The following is a 22,174-nucleotide window of genomic DNA, read 5'->3' as shown; positions in this document are numbered from 1 at the left end:
CGGCCCAAGCCATGATTAAACAACGCACACTGAAAAATATTATCCGTGCCACAGGTGTAGGCCTGCACTCCGGTGAGAAGGTCTATCTGACCCTCAAGCCTGCGCCTGTCGACACTGGCATTGTGTTTTGTCGCGCTGACCTCGACCCTGTGGTGCAGATTCCTGCCCGCGCGGAAAACGTCGGTGAAACCACTATGTCGACGACGCTGATTAACGGCGACGTCAAAGTGGACACGGTAGAGCACTTGCTCTCGGCCATGGCTGGCCTGGGCATCGATAACGCCTACGTCGAGCTCTCCGCGTCCGAAGTCCCGATCATGGATGGCAGCGCTGGACCTTTCGTATTCCTGATTCAATCGGCTGGCCTGGAAGAACAGGACGCCGCCAAGAAATTCATCCGCATCCTGCGTGAAGTGACAGTGGAAGACGGCGACAAGCGCGCCACTTTCGTCCCTTTCGAAGGGTTCAAGGTGAGCTTCGAGATCGATTTCGATCACCCGGTATTCCGGGACCGCACCCAAAGTGCAAGCGTGGATTTTTCCAGCACTTCGTTCGTAAAAGAAGTCAGCCGCGCCCGTACCTTTGGTTTCATGAGTGATATCGAGTACCTGCGCAAGCACAACCTCGCACTCGGCGGCAGCGTTGAAAACGCAATCGTGGTCGATGCCGATGGCGTACTGAACGAAGACGGTCTTCGCTATGAAGACGAATTCGTGAAGCACAAGATCCTCGATGCCATTGGCGATCTGTACCTGCTGGGTAACAGCCTGATTGGTGAGTTCAAAGGCTTCAAGTCCGGTCATGCACTGAACAACCAGTTGCTGCGCAAGTTGATTGAGCAGACAGATGCTTGGGAAGTGGTGACGTTCGAAGACGCCAGTACCGCACCGATCTCTTACATGCGCCCGGTTGCGGCAGTGTAAGTAAAAAACCTCTCTAGTTTTTTGAAGGCCATCCTCGGATGGCCTTTTTTTATGCCTGTGGTTTCTCTAGTGCCTGATCTGGCCTCTTCGCGAGCAAGCTCGCTCCCACAGGGGAATGCACTTCAAAGGTGGGAGCGAGCTTGCTCGCGAAGGCGCCGGTGCAATCGCCACAGACCTTTCAGGTAGCCACCACCACCCGATTGCGCCCACCTTCCTTGGCCTGATACAGCGCCTTGTCCGCCGCAAACAACAGCTGCTCCAGCGTCATTTCCTTCGCCGCCGTCCACGTCGCGATGCCAATGCTCACGGTCATCGGCCACTCCGCGCCGTCGACCAACGGCAACTGCTCCACCGCCTGACGAATATGCTCGGCAATCTGCTGTGCGCCATGGCCATCGGTCTCGGCCAGAATCACCGAAAACTCCTCGCCGCCATAGCGCGCCACCAGATCCGCCGGTCGCCGCACATTTTCGGTGATGACCTTGGCCAGCGTCTTCAGCGCCCGGTCGCCGGCCTGATGGCCATGCCGGTCATTGAACGCCTTGAAGTGATCGGCATCGATCATCATCACCGACAACGGCTGGCCTGAACGCTGGGCGCGGAACCACTCGTGGCGCAACGACTGATCGAGCATGCGCCGGTTGGCCACGCCGGTCAGTGCATCGGTCGCGGCCAGTTGCGCCAGCTCGCGCTCGGCGCGCTGGCGCAAACGCAGCTCCCGGGCGAGCAGCCAGGTCAACCAGAGTAATCCGGCGCAGAGCACGCCGGTGGCACCACTGATCAGTATCGCGGTACGGCGCCAGGTGCCGAACACTTCATCGCTGGACAGCGCGACCATCACCGTCAGGGGCAGATTGCCGACCCGCGAATAGGTGTAGAGGCGTTGCTGATGGTCCATGCTCGAGGTGCTGGTGAAACTGCCATTGCCGTCCTTGTCGCCCAGTATCCGCATCACGTTTGGTCGGTTGCCGAAACTTTTGCCGATGGAGTCGCTTTGCAGATACGGCTTCTGCGCCAACAGGACGCCGTCGCTGTTGATGATGTTCAGCGTGCTGTCTTTGCCGATGTCGAGGCTGTTGAACAACTGATCGAAGTAGTCGAGCTTCATCGACGCCACCGCCACGCCGACGAACTCGCCGGTGTCCGAGGAGATCCGCCGGCTGAAGCTGATGCGCCACTGGTTGGCCTCGTCGCAATCGCAGCGGGTTTTGAATGGACGACTGATGAACATACCGGTGTCGCGGTTTAAGGCATGGGCGAGGAAGTACTCGCGGTCGGCAAAGTTGCCCGGCTTGGGCACTATCCGTGAAGAGTCGGCGACCACATCGCCGTGCTTGTCGAGCAACAGGATGTCGCCCTTGAAGCGGGCCGTCGTGGAGCGGTCGAACAGCGCCAGATGGCGGATCTGCGGGGTGACGTCGTGCAAGTCATCGCGTTGGGCGGCGGCGATCAGGCCTTGCAGGGTCAGGTCGTACAGTTCGACCGTGCGCAGCACGTCGGCGTCGATCAACTGCGCGATGGTGGTAGCGCTGCGGGTGGCCGTTTCCTGAGCGCTGGCGTGCTCGCGAATCAGTAGAAAAGTGACGATGCACAGAATCGCGATCACCGTCAGCGAACTGCCGCAGATCAGCAGCAATTCGGGGCGTCCGGTCTTGCCCGCAGGTGAGGTACGGTTCGCGATCATGGTGGGGGCTGTCGGTTGAGGAGATCTTGTTAGCGTAGTTGCACAAACACTGAATCGACTGTGGCGAGGGCGCTTGCTCGCGCTGGGCCGCGTAGCGACCCCTCTTTTTTGCGGAGGGGCCTGCTGCGCAGTCAAGCGGGAGCAAGCGCCCTCGCCACAGGATCTGTGCGAGTCGCGCCTGACTTTGGGGTGATCTTAGAAGACGTTGATCGGGTAGTCGATGATGACACGGTATTCATCTGTGTCAGTGTCGATCGCGCCGTAGCCGTTGCCGCCACGGTTGGTCGCCCATTGCAGGCGTATCGCGAGGTCTTTGGCCTGGCCGCTCTGCACCAAGTATTTCAGGTCGATGTCGCGCTCCCAGTGCCTGGCGTTGCGACCGTCGGCGCTGTACCACGAGGCGTAACCTTTGCTGGCCGGGTCGACCTTGGTCAGGTCAACGGTACCGCGCGAGTAGGACACCGCCGAGGTCAGGCCCGGCATGCCGAGACCGGCGAAGTCATACGCGTACTTGAGCTTCCACGAGCGCTCGTTCGGGCCATTGAAGTCCGAGTACTGCTGGGAGTTGTCGAGGTAAACGCTGTCACCCTGGCTGATGTAGTCGAACGGCGTGTTGCCGTTGACCCGTTGGTACGCGGCCGTGACGCTGTGGCTGCCGATGCCGACGGTGAAATGCAGGCTGTAGGTGTTGTTGTCGATGTCACCCAGCAATGCGTCGCCGGTGTCCTGCGTGTGATAGAAGTGCAGGCCCGGGTTGAGGCTGACCAGATCGTTAAGCGTCCAGGTGTAGTCGAGGTCGTAGTAGTACTGGTTCCAGATGTCCTTCAGCTCGGCGACGTACAGATTGCTGGTCAGGCCTTCGACGCCGCTCCAGGAAACCCCGGCCCAGTTCAGATGGCGGCTCTCGTCGCCCTCGGCGAGTTGGCCGTACGAGGTGCCGATGCGCTGGCGACCGCTCTGGTTGTAAGGCTTGGTGAAACTGGCCTGGCCACCCTCGAACATCCAGCCGTCGAAGCTGTGGTTGGTCAGGCTGACGCCACGGAAGGTCTGCGGCAGCATACGGCTGTCACCACCAGCGATCACCGGGTTGGTGAGGAACAGGTCGCCGGCCTTCAACTCGGTATCGAACGCACGCATTTTCAGGGTGCCGCCGGCAGTCGAGAATGCGCCCGGTGCCTTGCCGTTGCCATCGCTCACCGGGAGGATGCTCGAACCATCCGTGCCGCCACCGCCATCGAGCTTCAGCCCGAGCATGGCGTGCGCGTCGATGCCGAAGCCGATGGTGCCTTCGGTGTAACCCGACTGGAAGATCCCGAGAAACCCCTGGCCCCACTCGATGTTGTCGTCCGTCTGCTGCAGACGGTTGCGATTCATGTAGTAGTTACGGGCGTTGAGGTTGAGGCTCGCGCCTTCAACGAAACCTGCTTTGGCCGCTTCGTCGGCCTGGGCGGCGGGAACAATCGTTGCGGCGATTGCAATGAATAACGGGGTATAGCGGACTGGGTAACGCACTTGCGGTAAAGCTCCTTGGGTCAACTGACCCCTCAATGTCTTGAGGGGCTGGATGTTTCTTGTTGTTACAGACGAACCGGATGGCTTTCAGACCACAACGAAAAAAGGCCGCTGAACATCAGCGGCCTGGAATGACGACGGTTGAACGGGAAGAGCCAAACAACCGCGTCGAGGGAAACGTAGGAACGGCGCGCGACTCAGCTGTCCTTCTCGGACGCTTTAGCCTGGGAAGCGGCGGCCTGCGGGGCTTGTGTGGCGTCTTGCGATTTGGCCATCACTTCTGCCTGAGACTGTTCGAATGCGTGAGCGCGAGCGGCATTCTGCGCTACGAACGACTGCGATTCTTCAGCCATCGCCATCGGCGACAGGATCAACGAGGACAAAACGAAAGCGCTGGCAATACCCATACTGTTGGACATCTTGAAAACCTTCTTGCTTGGCAAGTGCTGTTTGGTGCGGGCAAAGATAAGGTTGCCGGGCGTTGGGAAACAGCGTGATTTTCATAAATGACTGTTACAGCAGAAGCAAAAGTCACCCCCTCACCCCAGCCCTCTCCCCCAAGGGGGCGAGGGGGAAAGGGAGCAGATCTCCATGCTTTTCAAAGCCTGAGTTCGACTGGCTATTTCAGGTCGGTGTATTTCGGAACAACAACGCGGTCAGTCCCAAGTTGGCGAGGGGGAAAGGGAGCAGACCTCCATGCTTTTCAAAGCCGGAGTTCGACTGGCTATTTCAGGTCGGCGTACTTTGGAAGAACAACGCGGTCAGTCCCAAGTAGGCGAGGGGGAAAGGGAGTAGATCTCCATGCTTTTCAAAGCCTGAGTTCGACTGGCTATTTCAGGTCGGCGTACTTCGGAAGAACAGCGCGGTCAGTCCCAAGTGGGCGAGGGGGAAAGGGAGCAGGTCTCCATGCTTTTCAAAGCCTGAGTTCGACTGGCTATTTCAGGTCGGCGTACTTTGGAAGAACAGTGCGGTCAGTCCCAGTGGGCGAGGGGGAAAGGGAGCAGATCTCCATGCTTTCAAAGCCTGAGTTCGGCTGGCTATTTCAGGTCGGTGTATTTCGGAACAACAACGCGGTCAGTCCCAAGTTGGCGAGGGGGAAAGGGAGCAGATCTCCATGCTTTTCAAAGCCTGAGTGCGACTGGTTATTTCAGGTCGGCGTATTTCGGAACAACAACGCGGTCAGTCCCAAGTGGGCGAGGGGGAAAGGGAGCAGATCTCCATGCTTTTCAAAGCCGGAGTTCGACTGGCTATTTCAGGTCGGCGTATTTCGGAACAACAACGCGGTCAGTCCCAAGTAGGCGAGGGGGAAAGGGAGCAGGTCTCCATGCTTTTCAAAGCCTGAGTTCGACTGGCTATTTCAGGTCGGTGTATTTCGGAACAACAGCGCGGTCAGTCCCAAGTAGGCGAGGGGGAAAGGGAGTAGATCTCCATGCTTTTCAAAGCCGGAGTTCGACTGGCTATTTCAGGTCGGCGTATTTCGGAACAACAACGCGGTCAGTCCCAAGTAGGCGAGGGGGAAAGGGAGCAGGTCTCCATGCTTTTCAAACCCTGAGTGCGACTGGCTATTTCAGGTCGGTGTATTTCGGAACAACAGCGCGGTCAGTCCCCTCTCCCTCTGGGAGAGGGTTAGGGTGAGGGGCTTTTCAGACCGGCAGATAAATCCCGAAGGTATTCATCCCTCGATCGCTGCGCACAAACACATCCCCGCCATGCATCAGCGCAATCGCCTTGACGATCGCCAGCCCCAAACCATGGTTGTTGCCGCTGTTGCTGCGCGACGCATCCACTCGATAGAAGCGCTCGAACAGGCGCGGCAAATGCTCGCTGGCAATCGGCGATCCGGGGTTGGCCACGCCGATGCTCACCTGGTGCTCTTCCACCTCGATGTGCACTTCGATCACCTGGCCCGGCCCGGTGTGCTGCACCGCGTTGCTCAACAGATTGATCAACGCCCGACGCAAATGCGCGATCTCGATCCGCACCTGCGCATCGCCACTCACGTGTACCTGTACTTGCGCGTCTTCGAGGATGAAATCCAGGTACTCCAGCGTGGTCGCCACTTCATCGGCCAGCGAAGCTTCGGTGAGCCTGGTCGCCTTGCTGCCCTGGTCGGCGCTGGCCAGAAACAGCATGTCGTTGATGATCGAGCGCAGCCGTTCCAGCTCTTCAAGATTGGATTGCAGCACCTCGAAATAATGCTCGGCAGAGCGCCCGCGGGTCAGTGCGACCTGGGTCTGGCCGATCAGGTTGGTCAGCGGTGAGCGCAGTTCATGGGCCACGTCGGCGTTGAACGATTCCAGCCGCGAATAGGCTTGTTCGACCCGTTCCAGCGTCGAGTTGAACGAGTCGACAAACTGCTCAAGCTCCGGCGGCAACGGCGACATCCGCAAGCGCCCGGCCCGCAGTGGCGGCGCCAGTCGTTGCGCCTCCTGAGACAGTTTGATCAGCGGTTTGAGGCCGATGTGCGCCACCCAGTAACCCAGCGCGGAAGCCATCAACACCCCGGCAATCGCCAGGCCGATCAGGGCGATCAGCAGGTTGTGCTGGGTCTCGTGGAAGGTCTCGGTGTCGATGCCGATCATGAAGCGCAGCGGCGGACGCTGATCCTTGGCCGGCAGTTCGGTGAGCAGCACTTTCAGCGGATAGGGATGATCGGGCAACTGCAGGTCATGCATGCCCGTCGGGCCTTTGGCGAAGGCGCGGATCAGCGCATCCGGCTGACCATATTCGTAGCCCGGATCACCACTCACCACCCAGAACCGAATGCGTTTGTCCTCTTCGCCCAGCAGCTTCAGCTTGGCGTTGATCTTCACCCAGTGTTCCGGCGTGCCGTAGCGATTGAGCGCCGACTCGAGCACGCTGTAACGTGCGTCCAGTTCGGCTTCCGGCAGCAGGCCGAGGCCCTTGTCGACCTGCTGATACAACGCGCCGCCGATCAACAGAAACACCAGCAGCGCCACCAGCGTAAACATGCCGCTTAAACGCAGGGCAATCGAGTTACTGGACACCGCGGCTCTCCAGCACATAACCCATGCCGCGAATGGTGTGCAGCAGTTTCTCGTCGAACGGCCCGTCGAGCTTGGCGCGCAGGCGTTTGATCGCGACTTCGACGACGTTGGCATCGCTGTCGAAATTGATATCCCAGACCATCTCGGCAATCGCGGTTTTCGAGAGGATTTCACCCTGGCGGCGGGCGAGGACGCTCAACAGCGAGAACTCTTTGGCGGTCAGATCCAGTCGGGTACCGGCCCGAGTGGCCTTGCGGCTGATCAAATCTATCCACAGGTCGGCGATGCTCACCTGCACCGGTTCATGGCCGCCGCTGCGCCGGGTCAGCGCTTGCAGGCGCGCCACCAGTTCGAGGAAGGAAAACGGCTTGCCGAGGTAATCGTCGGCGCCGTCGCGCAGGCCTTTGATCCGGTCTTCGACCCGTTCGCGGGCGGTGAGCATGATCACTGGCGTCTGCTTGCGCGCCCGCAACGCGCGCAGCACACCGAAGCCATCCAGGCCCGGCAACATCACGTCGAGGACAATCACCGCGTAGTCGCCTTCCAGCGCCAGGTGCAGGCCTTCGACGCCGTCGCGGGCCAGATCCACGGTGTAACCCTGTTCCGTCAGACCGCGGTGCAGATAATCCGCGGTTTTTTCCTCGTCTTCGATAATCAGAACGCGCATGACCCTGCCTCAGTCTGTGGTCGCCAGTGCCGCCGTGGGTACTGGTTTGGGGCGGTGAAACAGCCGCTCAAGCCACAAGTATATGACCGGCGTGGTGAACAGCGTCAGCATCTGGCTGACCAGCAACCCGCCGACCACGGCGATCCCCAGCGGCTGGCGCAGTTCGGCGCCGGTGCCATAGCCGAGCATCAGCGGCAGGGCGCCGAGCAGGGCGGCGAGGGTGGTCATGATGATCGGCCGGAACCGCGTGATGCACGCCTCGAAAATCGCCTCCTGCGGCGACAGCCCTCGATTACGCTGCGCTTCAAGGGCGAAGTCGATCATCAGGATGCCGTTCTTCTTGACGATACCGATCAGCAACACCAGCCCGATCAACGCCATGATCGAAAAGTCCTGGCCGCAGATCCACAGCATGATCACCGCACCCAAACCTGCCGCCGGCAGCGTCGAGATGATCGTCAGTGGATGCACGAAGCTCTCATAAAGCACGCCGAGAATGATGTACACCGCCACCAGCGCCGCAAGAATCAGCCACGGCTGACTGGCCAGCGAACTCTGGAACGCCTGCGCCGCGCCCTGGAAATTGCCGCTGATCGCCGTCGGCATGCCGATCTCGGCCTTGGCCTGATCGAGCAGGATCACCGCATCACCCAGTGCCACGCCGGGCGCGAGGTTGAACGACAGGTTGGCGGCGGGGAACATGCCGTCGTGGGCAATCGACAGCGGACCGATGGTCGGCGCGTCGAATTTGGCCAGCGCCGATAGCGGCACCATCTCGCCACTCAACGGCGAGCGCAGGTAAAAGTAATTGAGGCTTTCGGCCTTGCCACGTTGTTTGGTGTCCAGCTCCAGAATCACGTTGTACTGGTTGACCTGGGTCTGGAACTCATTGATCTGCCGTTGGCCGAAGGCGTCGTACAGCGCCTCGTCGACATCGCTCGCGGTCAGGCCGAAACGTGCGGCGGCGCTGCGGTCGATGCTGATGTGGGTGATGCTGCCGCCCAGTTGCAAGTCGTTGGAGATGTCGCGGAACGCCGGGTTGCTGCGCAGTTTTTCGGTCAGGCGTTGGGTCCATGTCGCGAGGGTTGCGCCGTCGTTGCTCTTGAGCACGTATTGATACTGTGCGCGGCTCGGGCCGGAGCTGAGGTTGATGTCCTGGCCGGCGCGCAGATAGAGGACGATGCCGGGGACTTTCATCAGTTGCGGACGAATCCGGTCGATGAACTGACTGGCCGAGACATCACGGTCGCCGCGTTTTTTCAAAGCAATCCAGAAGCGCCCGTTGGCGATGGTCTGGTTGCTGCCGGACACACCCACCGAGTGGGAAAACGCTTGCACGGCCGGGTCGGCGGCGACGATTTCGGCCATCGCCAGGTGTTTTTTCACCATGTCGCCGTAGGAGATATCCGCCGCGGCTTCGGTGGTGCCGAGGACGAAACCGGTGTCCTGCACCGGGAAGAAACCCTTGGGGATAAAGATGTAACCGCCAATCGCCATCGCCAGCGACAGGCCAAACACACCAATCATCAGTTTCTGATGGGCGAGGGCGCGGCGCAGGCCTTTCTCATACCAGCCGAGCAGGCGTTCGCTGAAGCCCGGTTTATCGCTGGCGTGATGCGCCGGTTTACGCATGAACAGCGCCGCCAGCGTTGGCGCCAGGGTCAGCGACACCACCACGGAAATCATGATGGTCGAGGTCGCCGTCAGGGCGAATTCCTTGAACAGCCGTCCGACCACGCCGCCCATGAACAGCAGCGGAATGAACGCCGCCACCAGCGAAAAGCTGATCGACACCACGGTGAATCCGATCTCGCCGGCGCCCTTGATCGCCGCTTCGCGCATATCGTCGCCGGCCTCCAGATGTCGGTGGATGTTTTCCACCACCACAATCGCATCGTCGACCACGAAGCCGACCGCGACGACGATCGCCACCAGCGTCAGGTTGTTCAGGCTGAAGCCCAACAGGTACATGAGGGCGAAACTGGCGGTCAGCGACACGCCGAGTACCGCCGACACAATCATCGTCGCCGACAGCTGGCGCAGGAACAGCGCCATCACCGCCACCACCAGCAGGATCGCGATCAACAGGGTGATCTCGACTTCATGCAGCGAGGCACGAATGGTCTGGGTGCGGTCGATCAGGGTTTTCACCTGCACCGAGGCCGGCAACATGGCTTCGAGGCCGGGCAGGGCGGCTTGAATGCGGTCAACGGTTTCCACAATGTTGGCGCCGGGCTGGCGCGAGATCACCAGGTTTACCCCCGGTTGATCGCCGGCCCACGCTTGCACATAGTCATCTTCCGAACCGTTGATAACGTTAGCGACATCTCTTAGGTGAACCGGGGCGCCGTCCTTGTAGGAAACGATGAGCTGGCGGTATTCCTCGGGCTGGAACAACTGGTCGTTGGTCGACAGCGTGGAAATACTCGACTCGCCATACAGCGCACCTTTGGCCAGGTTGAGGCTGGTCTGCTGTATCGCCAGACGAATGTCGGCGAGGGTCAGGCCGATCGCCGCCAGTTTGTCGGCTGAGGCTTGGACGCGGATTGCCGGACGTTGCTGACCGGTGATGTTGATTTGGCCTACACCGTCGATCTGACTGATCTGACGCGAGAGCAGGGTTTCCACCAGGTCGCTGAGTTCGGTGCCGGGCATCTGCGTCGAGCTGACGCTGAGGATCAGCACCGGGCTGTCGGCGGGGTTGACCTTCTTCCATGTCGGCAGCGTCGGCATGTCCTTGGGCAGTTTGCCGGCGGCGGTGTTGATCGCCGCCTGGACTTCTTGTGCGGCGGTGTCGATGCTCTTGTCGAGGGTGAATTGCAGGGTCAGCAAGCTGGAGCCGAGGGCACTGCTGGAGGTCATCTGGGTCATGCCGGGAATGGCGCTGAATTGCACCTCCAGCGGCGTAGCCACGGACGAGGCCATGGTGTCGGGGCTGGCGCCGGGTAACTTCGCCGAAACTTGAATCGTCGGAAATTCCGCTTCCGGCAGTGGGGCAATCGGCAAGCGCGGGAAGGCAATCGCGCCGACCAACACCAAGGCAATCGTCAGCAGAATCGTCGCGACCGGGTGGTCGATGCACCACGTGGAGATGCCTTTGTGCTCCTTCATGGTTTCGGCTCCGCTTGCACCACCTGTGGTGGCTCGCTCATGACCTGCACCGTGGAACCAGGTTTGAGCCGCGACTGGCCGTCGGTCACCAGCACGTCACCGGCCTTCACGCCTTTGATGATGTCCTGGCCGCTGCCCTGATAAACCATCTGCACTTGTACGACTTCGACCTTGTCGCCGTTCACCCGGTAGACGAAGTGTTGATCGAGCCCACGTTGTACGACGGTGGGCGGGACCACCAGCGCATCTTTGTCGAGGGCTGTCTGAATTTTTACCGTCACCAGCAGGCCGGGCCAGAGCTTCTGGCTGGCGTTGTCGAACTCGGCCTTGGCGCGGATGGTGCCGGTGTTGGCGTTGATCTGGTTGTCGATCAGGGTCAGGTGGCCTTCGCCGAGCAGGTTGCCGGTTTCGCCGTCGGTGTCGGCGCCGATGTAGGCCTTGACCGGGGCGTGTTGCTGGTCGTTGATCAGGCCTTGCAGGGTCGGCAGCATTTGCTGGGGCAGGGAGAACTCCACGGCGATCGGGTCGATCTGGGTCACGGTGAACAGGCCCTGGGCATCGGTCATGCGCAGGAAGTTGCCTTCGTCGACGGTACGAATACCGACGCGACCGGTGACCGGGGAGCGAATCTGCGTGTAGGACAGTTGTACCTGCGCCGCGTCGATCGAAGCCTGATTGCCTTGGGCGGTGGCTTTCAGTTGGTTGACCAGGGCTTGTTGCTGATCGTAGGTCTGCTTGGAGACGCCGTCGTCGACGCTGAGCAGTTTGTAGCGTTTGAGGTTGACCAGGGCGACTTGCAGTTGCGCCTGGCTTTCGCCCAGTTGCGCGCGGGCCTGGTCGAGGCTGGCGCGGATGGAGCGGTCGTCGATGGTGGCCAGCAGGTCCCCTGCTTTGACGAGTTGGCCTTCTTTGACGAGGATTTTGGTGAGGATGCCGTCGACTTGCGGGCGAACGACCACGCTGTGGAGCGAGAGTACCGAGCCGATGCCGCTGGTGTAGCGGGGGACGTCTTTTTCGCTGACCGCGATCACTCGCACGGGGATGGCGGTGGGGGTGGCGAGTTTGGCCGGGGCGGGTTTGATTGCCCACCATGTGCCTGCGGCGGCCAGGACGATCACTAGGGCTAGCAGGGCTTTGTTCTTTTGGATTCGCATGCGGGGTGGGCGCCGGACGGAGTTTGGGCAGGGTTAGGGTCTTTATAAACTTGTTTTGGGGTCAGGAGGGTGACGGCTAGCTGTCGGCGCTGTCAGTTTTCTCTGTGTGTATATCCGTTGCTGCGGGTGTGGCTGATTACGGTTCCGCCCTTACGGCGGGTCACTTTTTCCAGACGCCGAAAAAGTAACCAAAAAGGCTTGCTCCTACGTGCGGCCCGCTCGCTGGGGCTCGGGGTTCCTTCGCTCCGGGACCGATCCGGGCGCAGCGCCTCCGGTTTGCTTCGCTGCACCTCCTCTCGCTGTGTTTGGCTGCGCCAAACGGTCGCTGCGCTCCCACGCCCTGATCAATCCCTCCACTCAGCCTTCCGATGTCGCCTTACAGATCAAAAGCCGCAGCCGAGCTAACGCTCATCCTGTTGAGTGGTGAAGAGCGGGTGTTTGGCTTTGGATTTGTGGTGGATTCGCCCCTCATCGGAACGCCGCCCGCCCAGCCCTCTCCCGAGGGAGAGGGAGCCGATTTGTGTGCTTTTCAAGATCCAAATTCAACGAGGTATTGCACGTCGGCGTACCTCCCGCAAACACCACGGTCAGTCCCCTCTCCCTCCGGGAGAGGGCTAGGGTGAGGGTTGGCTTTTGGTTGTTTAAATTTGTGTCGAATAATCAGAACCTTCCCACAAGATTTTCAGGTTGTCCGTCGGACGTGCGCTCTCTAGTCTTTGGTTGTCGCCGACAACTCGGTGATCGGGTGTGAGAACCCGTAGGAACTGTTAATCCAACACCAGTACCACCATAATTGCCGCCGGCTATTTGCTGCCCTGCAATTTTTATGGCGGCTGTGTGCGGGCGAACTTCGGTTCGGCCGGGCTTGTTCCTACCGGTTTCTCACTCCGCACATAGCTGCCACCACTCCGCCGCGTGAGAAACGGCATGTGTTGGCTTTTGATTAGGAACATTTCCATGACTAAGCCCGTACCCGATCCCCCCATCCAAACCACCACCCCACTCGAAGACGCCCTCCGCGCCGACGACCAGCTCAAAACCCGCGAAGCCATCAAGCGCGCTCTCGATTTCTACCTCTGCCCCGAACCGGTCAAACCGCGTCAGCCCAGTACGATGTTCCTCATCCAGCCGAACATCGACACCGAAAGCCTGCTTGCCCACGCCTGCGAATCGCTGGCTTCAGCCAATGTCATGGCCGGTGATCTGGCCGATCAGCTCAGTCGCCCGCAGCGCAGTACGGCGCTGGCGATCCAGCAGATCGTCATGCTCGCCGAGCTGGCGGTGAACCGGGCGCTGGATAGGGTTGATCCGCAGACGTAGTCCGTCTGAACAGCATGTCACCGTGCTGCACGAATAGGCTCGCTCCTACAAGGGGATCGCATTCCAACTGTAGGTGTGAGCCTGTTCGCGATGGCGATTGTTCGGTGACCGCTGCCTCTGGAAATATTCGAACGGTTGATAAGTCCCAAAAAGGGACCTATCGTTCCCTTTTTGGGACTCTTGGCCTTCACAGTGGAAACTCTCTCTCTAAGCGAAGCGCTATTTACCACCACTCAACAAAAGGTATTGGGTCTGCTGTTTGGTAAGCCTGACCAGACTTTCTATGCCAACGAGATCGTGCGCTGGGCGCGGGTTGGCAAAGGCAGTCTCATGCGTGAACTCGACCGTCTGCAGCGAGCCGGTGTGTTGCGCATGACAAAGGTGGGCAATCAGAACCATTACCAGGCCAATCCCACATGTCCCATCTATGCCGAACTACTGGGCATCGCTCGCAAGACGTTTGGCATCGCTGAGCCTCTGCGTCAGGCATTGCAGCCGTTTACCGAGCAGATCACCTGGGCGTTTGTCTATGGCTCCATCGCCAAAGACACAGCAAACACACTCAGTGACATTGATCTCATGCTGATCGGCGAAGGCCTGCACTACAGTGACGTCATGGAACGGCTCATGCCCATGGAGGAACAATTGGGTCGTCCCATCAACCCGACGCTTTACACCCCGCAAGACTGGGCGGCAAAACTGGCTGCGCAAAACAGCTTTGTCTTGCGGGTGGTGCAGCAGGAAAAAATCGTTCTGTTAGGGGCAAACCCTTTGGAGTCCAAGGATGGGCAGCAACGAGAGTCTGGAGAATCTTCTACGTAGCGGTGGGCTGAAAGCGGAGCCGCCGGATCGCAAGGAGTGTGAGGGCTTGATGCGCTCGGCCATGGATCGGCTCAAGGATGCGCAAACTTCTACGTTGTCTTTTTCCAGCCGTTTCGACTTGGCTTATAACGCAGCGCACGCGTTGGCGCTGACGGCGCTCCGATTGAGTGGCTATCGATCAGATAAACGCTACCTGGTCTTTCAGTGTCTGGTGCATACGGCGCATATCAGCAAGGTTCAGGTGCGATTGTTCGCGTTGTGTCATGAGCGGCGCAATCTCGCGGAATACGAAGGGTATATGGATGAGGATGACGCGCTTCTGGCGCAGTTGTTGGAAAGCGCCTCGCAATTGTTGAGCAACGTCCAGCAACGAATGAACTGACATCCGGCACGGCTTGCGATCCTGACTAATCTCTTAAAGATCCGCCTCTATGAGCGGATACAGCTTGTATGGCTCAGGCCGCGCACGGTCCAAATCTCTCTGGGCCGTCCACTTCGGGAGTGTCTTGAAATGAAGCTGAAAACCGCTCTGCCGTATGTGCTTCTGTTGGTTCCACTCACAGCCTTCGCCGCGCCGGCCAGTCAATCCGGCGAGATCCGCTTCACCGGGCAAATCGTTGACTCGGGCTGTCAGGTCGGACCGGTCGGGGCGTTTGCTGCTCGTGAGTCTCGCCAGATCGAAATCAAGCCCGGCGTGAAAGTCGATGTCGACACTGAGCGCAACGCTTGCAGTCATCAGGCGCTGCCGATTTCCATGCGTTACGAAGCGCTGAAGACATCGACTGACAAAGGCATCGTGATCATCACCTACCTGTAAACCGTTCGGCGTGCGCTGCAAATCTTCAGGTGCCGAGCCATGGCGCACAGGTATACTGCGCGCCTTCGCGGCTCACTGATCGGGCCCGACTTTTTGCTTTCCGGAGCTTTTATGACTTCCCCGACCCTGCCGCCGGTTGACGACGCTGTGAGCGATGTCTCGGCTGAACTGGCCGATACCAGCGACACCAAAGCCGAAATCCCGGCCTTTAAGTTCCCCTTCAAACCGGGCGAACTGGCCGCAGCCAAAGGCTCGAACCAGCCGTGGTACAAAAACGGCGCCAAGAACGGCCACACCAAGACCCCGGGCATGGCGCCGCCGGGTACCCGTCGTTCGATGGGCAAGCGCTGAGTTTTATTCCCGCCCTGCGCCATCGACTGCGATTTTCGGTCGCAGTGATGGCTAAGTGCTCAGATCCTGAGCCAGATCAATATTTGACCAATTGGTGCGCTTAGAGTCAGCAGCCCTGCCGACTCTTTCCAATAAAACGAGCGCGCTATTCATGAAGATCAATCTCCCGGTGACCGGTCGCAATGTCGATGTGGCGCTGGATGCGAACATTCTCTCGACCACCGATCTGACCAGCGCGATCACTTACGCCAACGACGACTTCATCAAGATCAGCGGTTACAGCCGCGATGAGTTGCTGGGTGCGCCGCACCATCTGTTGCGTCATCCGGACATGCCGGCGCAGGCGTTTGCGCATATGTGGCAGACGCTCAAGGGCGGGCGGTCGTGGATGGGGCTGGTGAAAAATCGCTGCAAGAACGGTGATCATTACTGGGTCAGTGCCTATGTCACGCCGGTGACGCAGAACGGTAAGGCGGTGGAGTATCAGTCGGTGCGCACGCGGGCGGATGCGCGGCAAGTGGCGGCGGCGGAGCTGGCGTACGCGCAGTTGCGCGGCGAGCGTGTGACGCGCTGGCAACCGCAAGCCTTGGGGGTGCGGACCAAGGTCACGGCGCTGGCCAGTGCGCTGCTCGGCGTTGTGCTGGGTGCCGAGACCTGGTTGCAGCCGGATTCTGCCTGGTTGAACCTGGCAGCATTTGTGTTGGGCAGCGGCGCTTGTGCGTTGGCGCTGCGCTGGATTTTGTGCCCGCTGGAGCAACTGGCCGAGCGTGCGCGGAGCGTTGCGGACAATCCGTTGAGTCAGTCTGTGTATACCGGACGTCGCGATGAAATCGGCCAGATCGAGTTCGCCTTGCAGATGCTCGAAGCGCAGGTCGGCGCGGTGCTCGGGCGTATCGGCGATGCGTCGCAACAGTTGGCCGGACACGCTGCGCAACTGGTCGATCACCTGCAAAGCAGCCATAACAGTTCACTGCAGCAGCAGGCGGAAACCGACCAGGTGGCGGCGGCCATTCACCAGATGGCCGCGAGTGTCGCGCAGGTTGCCAGTCATGCGCAGCAGGCGTCTGTAGCGGCGGATATGGCCGGAACGGAAACCCGTGAAGGGCATTGGCTGGTCGGTGAAAGTCGCAGCGCCGTGTTGCGCCTGGCTGAAGAACTTGGCCGGGCGACCGAGGTGATTCATCAGCTCGAAGGCCACAGCAGTGAAATTTCCGGTGTGCTGGAGGTGATCCGCAGCATCGCCGAGCAAACCAATCTGTTGGCCCTCAACGCGGCGATCGAAGCCGCACGCGCCGGCGATGCCGGGCGCGGGTTTGCCGTGGTGGCGGATGAGGTTCGCGGGCTGGCGCAACGCACGCAGCAATCGACCAACGAGATTCAACGAATGATCAGCACCCTGCAGAACGGCGCGCGCGATGCGGTGCTGGTGATGCAGCAAAGCAGTGAGCATGTGGATAACAGCGTCGAACAGGCGCAGCGGGCGGCGCGGGCGCTGGACGGGATCAGCGAGCGGGTCGAGCAGATCACCGAGATGAGCCTGCAGATTGCGGCAGCGGTGGAGCAGCAGAGCGCGGTGAGCGAGGACATCAACCGCAACATCGTCAGCATTCGTACGGCGTGCGAGGTGACGGTGGATGAGGGGCGCGAGAGTCAGCGCAATTCCGAAGATGTGGCGGGGCTGGCGGGGGATTTGAGGTTGCTGGCGCGGGAGTTCTGGGGGCGGCGGCAGGTTCGCGATTGAGGGTGTGCTCACTTGCGCTATCGCGAGCAGGCTCACTCCTGCAAGGGAATGCATTTCAAATGTAGGGGTGAGCCTGCTCGCGATGAGGTCCGGGCGGGCGCTATAGAATCTGGATCAGGCCGCCCGCAACGAAATAAACGCATACGTCTGCGCCGGCTCCGTCACCACCTGTGCCCCGGCCGCCAACACTTGCCCGGCCACATCATCGCCCGACAGATGAAACACCCACTCACTCGGCGCCATCGTCAACGGCTGGGCAGTCACCTGATCAATCACTGCCGCAAACGCCTCCATATTCGGCAAGTAGGCAGTAAACCCGTCCCCCTTCAGCGCCGTGGTACGAATCCCCAGCATCGCGCAGATCGCGTCCTTGATGCCGATGTCATCGCGATCGGCCTGGCGCGAGCGTTGAATCAATTCAACCAGCGCCTGATCGACCAACTCGCCCCCGGCAATCAGCACGGGCCCCTGTTGCCAGGACTCCGGCGGGCAATCCTTGGCAGCAGGGGTGAGCGGGATATGCGGATTGATTTCCGCCGGGTAAATACGACACACCAGCGGCCGGCGCTCGTAGATGCGGCACAGGTTGTCTTCGTCAAGATTCCGGCAGGGACCGACGTTGTATGCGGCGAAGGTGATTGCCACATGGGCGTCTGTCGTGCCGCTGCGAACGAGCGCTGAACGCCGTTCGGCATGTTCTCGCTGCTGCGCCGGCAAACCCAGGCCATTACCGAGAAAAGCCTCCACCAGCACGATCACCTGACCGCCATCCGCCGCCCACATGCGGGCCTCGGCCAGGGTCAGCGGGACATGGTGGTCGGTGCAGCATTTGCCGCAGCCTACGCAGGAAAACGTCGTATTCATTGAGCGATCTGTCTTCAATCAGGGCGTGAAACGGTGGCGGAAAACCACCGCACAGGCGCGGATCGAAGCAAGTTATGCGCCACTCACTGCGCTTTGCCGGTCGGACGAATCGAGTCCCACTCGGTGACGAAGGCGGTTTTTGCCTTTTTGTTGTACAGGCACAGCTCGGTGCCCTGCTGGCCTTTCATGTGTTTTTGCGGGTATTGACCTTGTAGCAACACGGCGGTGTAGCCGACGCGGTCGTCGAATTGCGCGGGTGTGCCGACCGGTTTGGCGTTTTTCAGGCCACTGGCCTTGGTACAACTGGCGAGCACGGTTTTGTCGTAGGCGGCCCAGGCGTCGGGGCTGGAGGCGTTGGCCTGGGAGGTGAGGGCGGTGAGGCAGAGCAGGCTGAGGGTGAGCACTTTCATGGTGGGCGTCCTTGGTCGTGAGTGGCCAAGGTTGGAGTCTGCCTGAGAAAGGAAGTTGCCTGTGCTGGCCTGCTCGCGAAAGCGGTCGATCAGTCCGGCACCAGTTCCCGGCGGACCACATACATCCCGGCACTTTCATACAAGCGCTGCGCGCGCCGGTTGTCTTCCAGCACCTTCAGATCAACAAACCCCTCGCGCCGTTGCTGAAATACCTTGAATGCATTGAGCAACAACGCCCGGCCCAATCCACGCCCTTGCATGCGCGGATGCACCACCAGATTCTTGATATATGAGCTGGTCCAGCATTGCGCCACGCCGACCACACCTTCGCCGTCACGGGCAATCAAGCACAGCGACGGATCGTATTCGGGATCGGTCTCGAATTGCTGCTGCCAAGTGTCCAGCGCCGGCACCCGGCCGCCGCCTTCGCGGTAGCCGAGTTGCATTAGGGCGTGCACGTCCGGCGCGAGTTCGACGGAGTACGTACACAGTTCAATGCCTTGAGGCCAAAGCGCATCCGGCGCGTCCTTGGCAAGATCGCGCCGCATCAAAAAACAATACGTCTGAGCCAAGACTCAGTGACCGTTGGCCGCGACGTGTTTGGCCGCTTCGATCAGGCGTTGAGTCAGCTCTGGTGAGGAGAACTTGGTCAGCACCGCATTTGCTCCGGCCAACCGGGCCTTTTCGCTGTTCATCGCGCTGTCGAGCGAGGTGTGCAGCAGCACGTAGAGGTGGGCGAAGTCCGGGGTTTCGCGCAGGGTGCGGGTGAAGGCGTAGCCGTCCATCTCGGACATTTCGATGTCGGAGACGATCAGGTTGATCTGCTGCGCGGTGCCTTGCAGGTCGAGCAGGCAGTCGATGGCTTCCTTGGCGCTGCGCGCAGTGTGGCACTGCAGGCCGAGGTTGCGCAGGGTGTGCACCGATTGCTGCAGCGCCACCTGACTGTCATCGACCACCAGAATCCGCGCATTGCCGAGGACTTCGGCGTCTTCCATGCTCAGGTCGGTCGGGGCCATTTCGATCTGCGCCGGGGCGATGCTGTGGATAACCTTTTCGATATCCAGCACCTGCACCAGCGTGCCGTCCACCGAGGTCACGCCGGTGATGTAGGCACGTGAGCCACCGGAACCGAACGGTGGCGGCTTGATGTCGGTGGTCAGGCAATGGACGATTTTGCTCACGGCCTGCACGTGCAGGCCCTGTTTGGAGCGGCTGACATCGGTGACGATCAGGCAGCCGCCGTTCGGGTCTTCCAGCGGGCGCTCGCCGATCGCGCGGCTGAGGTCGATCACCGACAGCGACGCGCCGCGCAGGGTGGCGATGCCTTTGACGTGCGGGTGCGACTCCGGCAGCTTGGTCAGCGGCGGGCAGGGGATGATTTCACTGACTTTCAGCAGGTTGATCGCCATCAGCTTGCCGCTGCGCAAGGTAAACAGCAGAAGCGAAAGTGAATCTGCGCGGGCTTTGGTGGAAGACATATAAACCTTCTGTGGAAAAAGGTGATGGGCGAGGGGCAAATCGCCAGAAACTATTGATGCCGGGTTATCGGCGTCAAAAGGTTGGGCTTTAGGTTAGTTGTCGGGTAGTCGGCCTGGGTTGATCGCTGTTCTCTCGATCACTGCCCCTCACCCCAGCCCTCTCCCGGAGGGAGAGGGGGCCGATTGGGGGATATTGTAGTAATTCACCGACCTGAACCTGCTCTGCCGAATCCATAATCGACTCGATGTCTCAGGTCGGCGTATGGCGCAAAACACCTCGATCAGTCCGCTCCCCCTCCGGGAGAAGGGGCCGATTGGGGGATATTGTAGTAATTCACCGACCTGAACCTGCTCTGCCGAATCCATAATCGACTCGATGTTTCAGGTCGGCGTATGGCGCAAAACACCTCGGTCAGTCCCCTCTCGCTCCTCCCGGAGGGAGAGGGGGCCATTGGGGGATATTGTAGTAACTCACCGACCTGAACCTGCTCTGCCGAATCCGTAATCGACTCGATGTTTCAGGTCGGCGTATGGCGCAAAACACCTCGGTCAGTCCCCTCTCGCTCCTCCCGGAGGGAGAGGGGGGCGATTGGGGGATATTGTAGTAATTCACCGACCTGAACCTGCGCTGCCGAATCCATAATCGACTCGATGTTTCAGGTCGGCGTATTACGCAAAACACCTCGGTCGGTCCCCTCTCCCTCGGGGAGAGGGCTAGGGTGAGGGTGCTTTTAGCTCTTCATCCCCAGACGTTTAGCCATGCGGCCCAAGTTCGCCCGATCCAGCCCCAACTCCCGCGCCGCACTCGCCCAGTTATCCTGATTGCGTTCCAGCGCCGCACTGATCAAACGCCGCTGATACTGCTCGGTAGCACTGCGCAGATCCCCGCTGATCAGCGGCATCTCAGCCACGACACCGGCAACCGGCTCAACCGAGTTATCCACAACCTCACGCGGCAGATCCAGATCTGCCGCACTGAGGCTGAGGATCTTCGGCCGCACTTTGCAGTTGCCCAAGGCCTTCAGCGCGCTGCGACCGATCAAGTGTTCCAGTTCGCGCACGTTGCCCGGCCAAGTGTAGGCGAGCAACGCTTCCTGGGCGTCGCTGCTCAGGCGCAGGCTGTTGAGGCCCATGCGCGAGCGGTTCTGTTCCAGAAAAAAGCCGCTGAGCAACAACACATCACGCCCGCGATCGCGCAATGCCGGCACCCGCAGTGGGTACACGCTCAAGCGATGGTAGAAGTCGGCGCGATAACGACCGCTGCGCACTTCTTCGGCCAGGTCGCGGTTGGTCGCGGCGATCAGGCGTACATCGACCTGATGTTCCTTGTCCGAACCCAGCCGCTGTAACTGGCCGCTCTGTAACACGCGCAACAACTTGGCCTGCACGGTCAGCGACAACTCGCCGACTTCATCGAGAAACAGTGTGCCGCCATTGGCCAGTTCGAACTTGCCGCGACGGTCGCTGGTGGCGCCGGTGAAGGCGCCGCGCACGTGGCCGAACAGTTCGCTCTCGACCAGCGTGTCGGGCAGCGCGGCGCAGTTGAGGCTGATAATCGGTTGGTCGGCGCGCGGTGACGCGGCGTGGATGGCTTGGGCGACCAATTCCTTGCCGACCCCGGTTTCGCCAGTGATCAACACGGTCAGATCGCTGCCGCCGACCAGGTTGATTTCTTCCACCAATTTCTTGAGCGCCTTGCTCTGACCGATCATTTCGCGGTGCTGCTGGCCGCTGGCCTGGCGATAGACCTCGGCGCGCTGGTGTTCGTCTTCGGCGCGGACGGCCAGGCGTTCGATGCGCTCGGCGGCGTTGACCGTGGCTGAGGCGAGGCTGGCAAAGGCTTGCAGGACGTCGAGTTCGATCGGCTCGAAACGCTCGGGATCGAGGGCGTCAAGGGTGATCAGGCCCCAGAGTTTTTCATCGACGAACAGCGGGCACCCGAGGCAGTCGTGGACTTCGAGGTGATCGGCGAGGCCTTCGACCAGGCCGTCATAAGGATCAGGCAAATCGCTGTCGGCGGCGAACCGTGTCGGCCCGGCGCCGGCCAGCAGAATTTCAAAGCGCGGGTGCTCGCTGACTTTGAAGCGCCGGCCCAGGGTGTCGGTACTCAAGCCGTCCACCGCCAGCGGCACCAGCGATTCACCTTCCAGGCGCAACAATGCGGCGGCATCGCACGGCAGGAGGGCGCGCATGGCCTGGAGCAGGCGTCGATAGCGCTCGCCCTCGGGCAGTTCGCGGGACAGATCGGAGACTAAAGGCAGCAGCGCGGTGAGCAGGGATTTGGCAGACATGGTGATGTAGTCAAAGAGACA

General features: G+C 60.4%; 19 protein-coding genes and 1 pseudogene. 8 read left to right on the top strand and 12 right to left on the bottom strand.

What is annotated here, in order from left to right:
• Positions 1-11: 11 nt before the first annotated feature.
• The gene (lpxC, locus tag HV782_RS24015; protein ID WP_007916984.1) at positions 12-923 is read left to right on the top strand and encodes a UDP-3-O-acyl-N-acetylglucosamine deacetylase; all 912 of its coding nucleotides are present in this window, start codon (positions 12-14) and stop codon (positions 921-923) included.
• A 178-nt stretch (positions 924-1,101) separates the two neighbouring features.
• Here the strand turns inward: lpxC and HV782_RS24010 are convergent, their stop codons facing one another.
• The 7 genes from HV782_RS24010 to HV782_RS23980 form a co-directional block, all read right to left on the bottom strand.
• A complete protein-coding gene (locus HV782_RS24010) occupies positions 1,102-2,607 on the bottom strand; it encodes a sensor domain-containing diguanylate cyclase (protein WP_128613752.1) in 1,506 nt (501 codons plus the stop codon).
• A gap of 195 nt (positions 2,608-2,802) precedes the next feature.
• Positions 2,803-4,119 carry an OprD family porin gene (locus HV782_RS24005; protein WP_186748493.1) on the bottom strand — a complete coding sequence of 439 codons (1,317 nt, stop codon included), beginning with the start codon at positions 4,117-4,119 and terminating at the stop codon, positions 2,803-2,805.
• A 197-nt stretch (positions 4,120-4,316) separates the two neighbouring features.
• Entirely contained in the window at positions 4,317-4,538 is a 222-nt protein-coding gene (locus HV782_RS24000) for a hypothetical protein (RefSeq protein ID WP_123463160.1), read from the bottom strand.
• A gap of 1,224 nt (positions 4,539-5,762) precedes the next feature.
• Positions 5,763-7,127 (bottom strand): heavy metal sensor histidine kinase, encoded by a 1,365-nt coding sequence (locus HV782_RS23995; RefSeq protein ID WP_186748519.1) that lies wholly within the window; start codon positions 7,125-7,127, stop codon positions 5,763-5,765.
• On the bottom strand, positions 7,117-7,794 hold the full coding sequence (locus HV782_RS23990) for a heavy metal response regulator transcription factor (protein WP_025109277.1): 678 nt from the start codon (positions 7,792-7,794) through the stop codon (positions 7,117-7,119). The genes HV782_RS23995 and HV782_RS23990 overlap by 11 nt, the downstream gene beginning before the upstream one ends.
• Before the next feature lie 9 nt (positions 7,795-7,803).
• Positions 7,804-10,905, bottom strand: coding sequence for a multidrug efflux RND transporter permease subunit (locus HV782_RS23985; RefSeq protein WP_186748520.1), 3,102 nt, complete (start codon positions 10,903-10,905; stop codon positions 7,804-7,806).
• Entirely contained in the window at positions 10,902-12,059 is a 1,158-nt protein-coding gene (locus HV782_RS23980) for an efflux RND transporter periplasmic adaptor subunit (RefSeq protein WP_186748521.1), read from the bottom strand. Before HV782_RS23980 ends, HV782_RS23985 begins: the two co-directional genes overlap by 4 nt.
• A gap of 957 nt (positions 12,060-13,016) precedes the next feature.
• Between HV782_RS23980 and HV782_RS23975 the strand changes: the two genes are divergently transcribed.
• The 7 genes and pseudogenes from HV782_RS23975 to HV782_RS23950 all read left to right on the top strand — a co-directional run bounded on the left by HV782_RS23975 (position 13,017) and on the right by HV782_RS23950 (position 17,110).
• Positions 13,017-13,379: a DUF6124 family protein gene (locus HV782_RS23975; protein ID WP_128614843.1), complete on the top strand. Its 363-nt coding sequence runs from the start codon at positions 13,017-13,019 to the stop codon at positions 13,377-13,379.
• A 192-nt stretch (positions 13,380-13,571) separates the two neighbouring features.
• Entirely contained in the window at positions 13,572-14,201 is a 630-nt protein-coding gene (locus tag HV782_RS23970) for a nucleotidyltransferase domain-containing protein (protein ID WP_128614844.1), read from the top strand.
• Positions 14,164-14,583, top strand: coding sequence for a hypothetical protein (locus tag HV782_RS23965; RefSeq protein ID WP_128614845.1), 420 nt, complete (start codon positions 14,164-14,166; stop codon positions 14,581-14,583). The genes HV782_RS23970 and HV782_RS23965 overlap by 38 nt, the downstream gene beginning before the upstream one ends.
• 129 nt (positions 14,584-14,712) lie before the next feature.
• A complete protein-coding gene (locus tag HV782_RS23960) occupies positions 14,713-15,018 on the top strand; it encodes a type 1 fimbrial protein (RefSeq protein ID WP_123463169.1) in 306 nt (101 codons plus the stop codon).
• A 111-nt stretch (positions 15,019-15,129) separates the two neighbouring features.
• Entirely contained in the window at positions 15,130-15,369 is a 240-nt protein-coding gene (locus tag HV782_RS23955) for a hypothetical protein (RefSeq protein ID WP_123463171.1), read from the top strand.
• 151 nt (positions 15,370-15,520) lie between these two features.
• Positions 15,521-15,802 (top strand): annotated as a pseudogene (locus HV782_RS29075) (PAS domain-containing protein); the annotation flags it as partial.
• Between the two features lie 204 nt (positions 15,803-16,006).
• Positions 16,007-17,110, top strand: coding sequence for a methyl-accepting chemotaxis protein (locus tag HV782_RS23950; protein ID WP_371921272.1), 1,104 nt, complete (start codon positions 16,007-16,009; stop codon positions 17,108-17,110).
• A 114-nt stretch (positions 17,111-17,224) separates the two neighbouring features.
• On the opposite strand, the gene HV782_RS23945 is transcribed toward HV782_RS23950, so the two are convergent.
• From HV782_RS23945 to norR, 5 genes are all read right to left on the bottom strand, one after another.
• Positions 17,225-17,974: a YkgJ family cysteine cluster protein gene (locus HV782_RS23945; RefSeq protein WP_186748523.1), complete on the bottom strand. Its 750-nt coding sequence runs from the start codon at positions 17,972-17,974 to the stop codon at positions 17,225-17,227.
• Positions 17,975-18,057: 83 nt separating this feature from the next.
• On the bottom strand, positions 18,058-18,384 hold the full coding sequence (locus HV782_RS23940; protein WP_186748524.1) for a hypothetical protein: 327 nt from the start codon (positions 18,382-18,384) through the stop codon (positions 18,058-18,060).
• Positions 18,385-18,473: 89 nt separating this feature from the next.
• Positions 18,474-18,932: a GNAT family N-acetyltransferase gene (locus tag HV782_RS23935; protein WP_128614849.1), complete on the bottom strand. Its 459-nt coding sequence runs from the start codon at positions 18,930-18,932 to the stop codon at positions 18,474-18,476.
• Between the two features lie 27 nt (positions 18,933-18,959).
• Complete coding sequence (locus tag HV782_RS23930) at positions 18,960-19,862, bottom strand: chemotaxis protein CheV (protein WP_025109268.1); 903 nt, start codon at positions 19,860-19,862, stop codon at positions 18,960-18,962.
• 731 nt (positions 19,863-20,593) lie between these two features.
• A complete protein-coding gene (norR, locus tag HV782_RS23925; RefSeq protein ID WP_123463181.1) occupies positions 20,594-22,153 on the bottom strand; it encodes a nitric oxide reductase transcriptional regulator NorR in 1,560 nt (519 codons plus the stop codon).
• Positions 22,154-22,174 lie beyond the last annotated feature (21 nt).

The organism is Pseudomonas monsensis, from assembly GCF_014268495.2.
Classification (GTDB): domain Bacteria; phylum Pseudomonadota; class Gammaproteobacteria; order Pseudomonadales; family Pseudomonadaceae; genus Aquipseudomonas; species Aquipseudomonas monsensis.
Note: the sequence above shows the minus strand (reverse complement) of the source record. Positions and strands in the feature narration are given on the sequence as shown.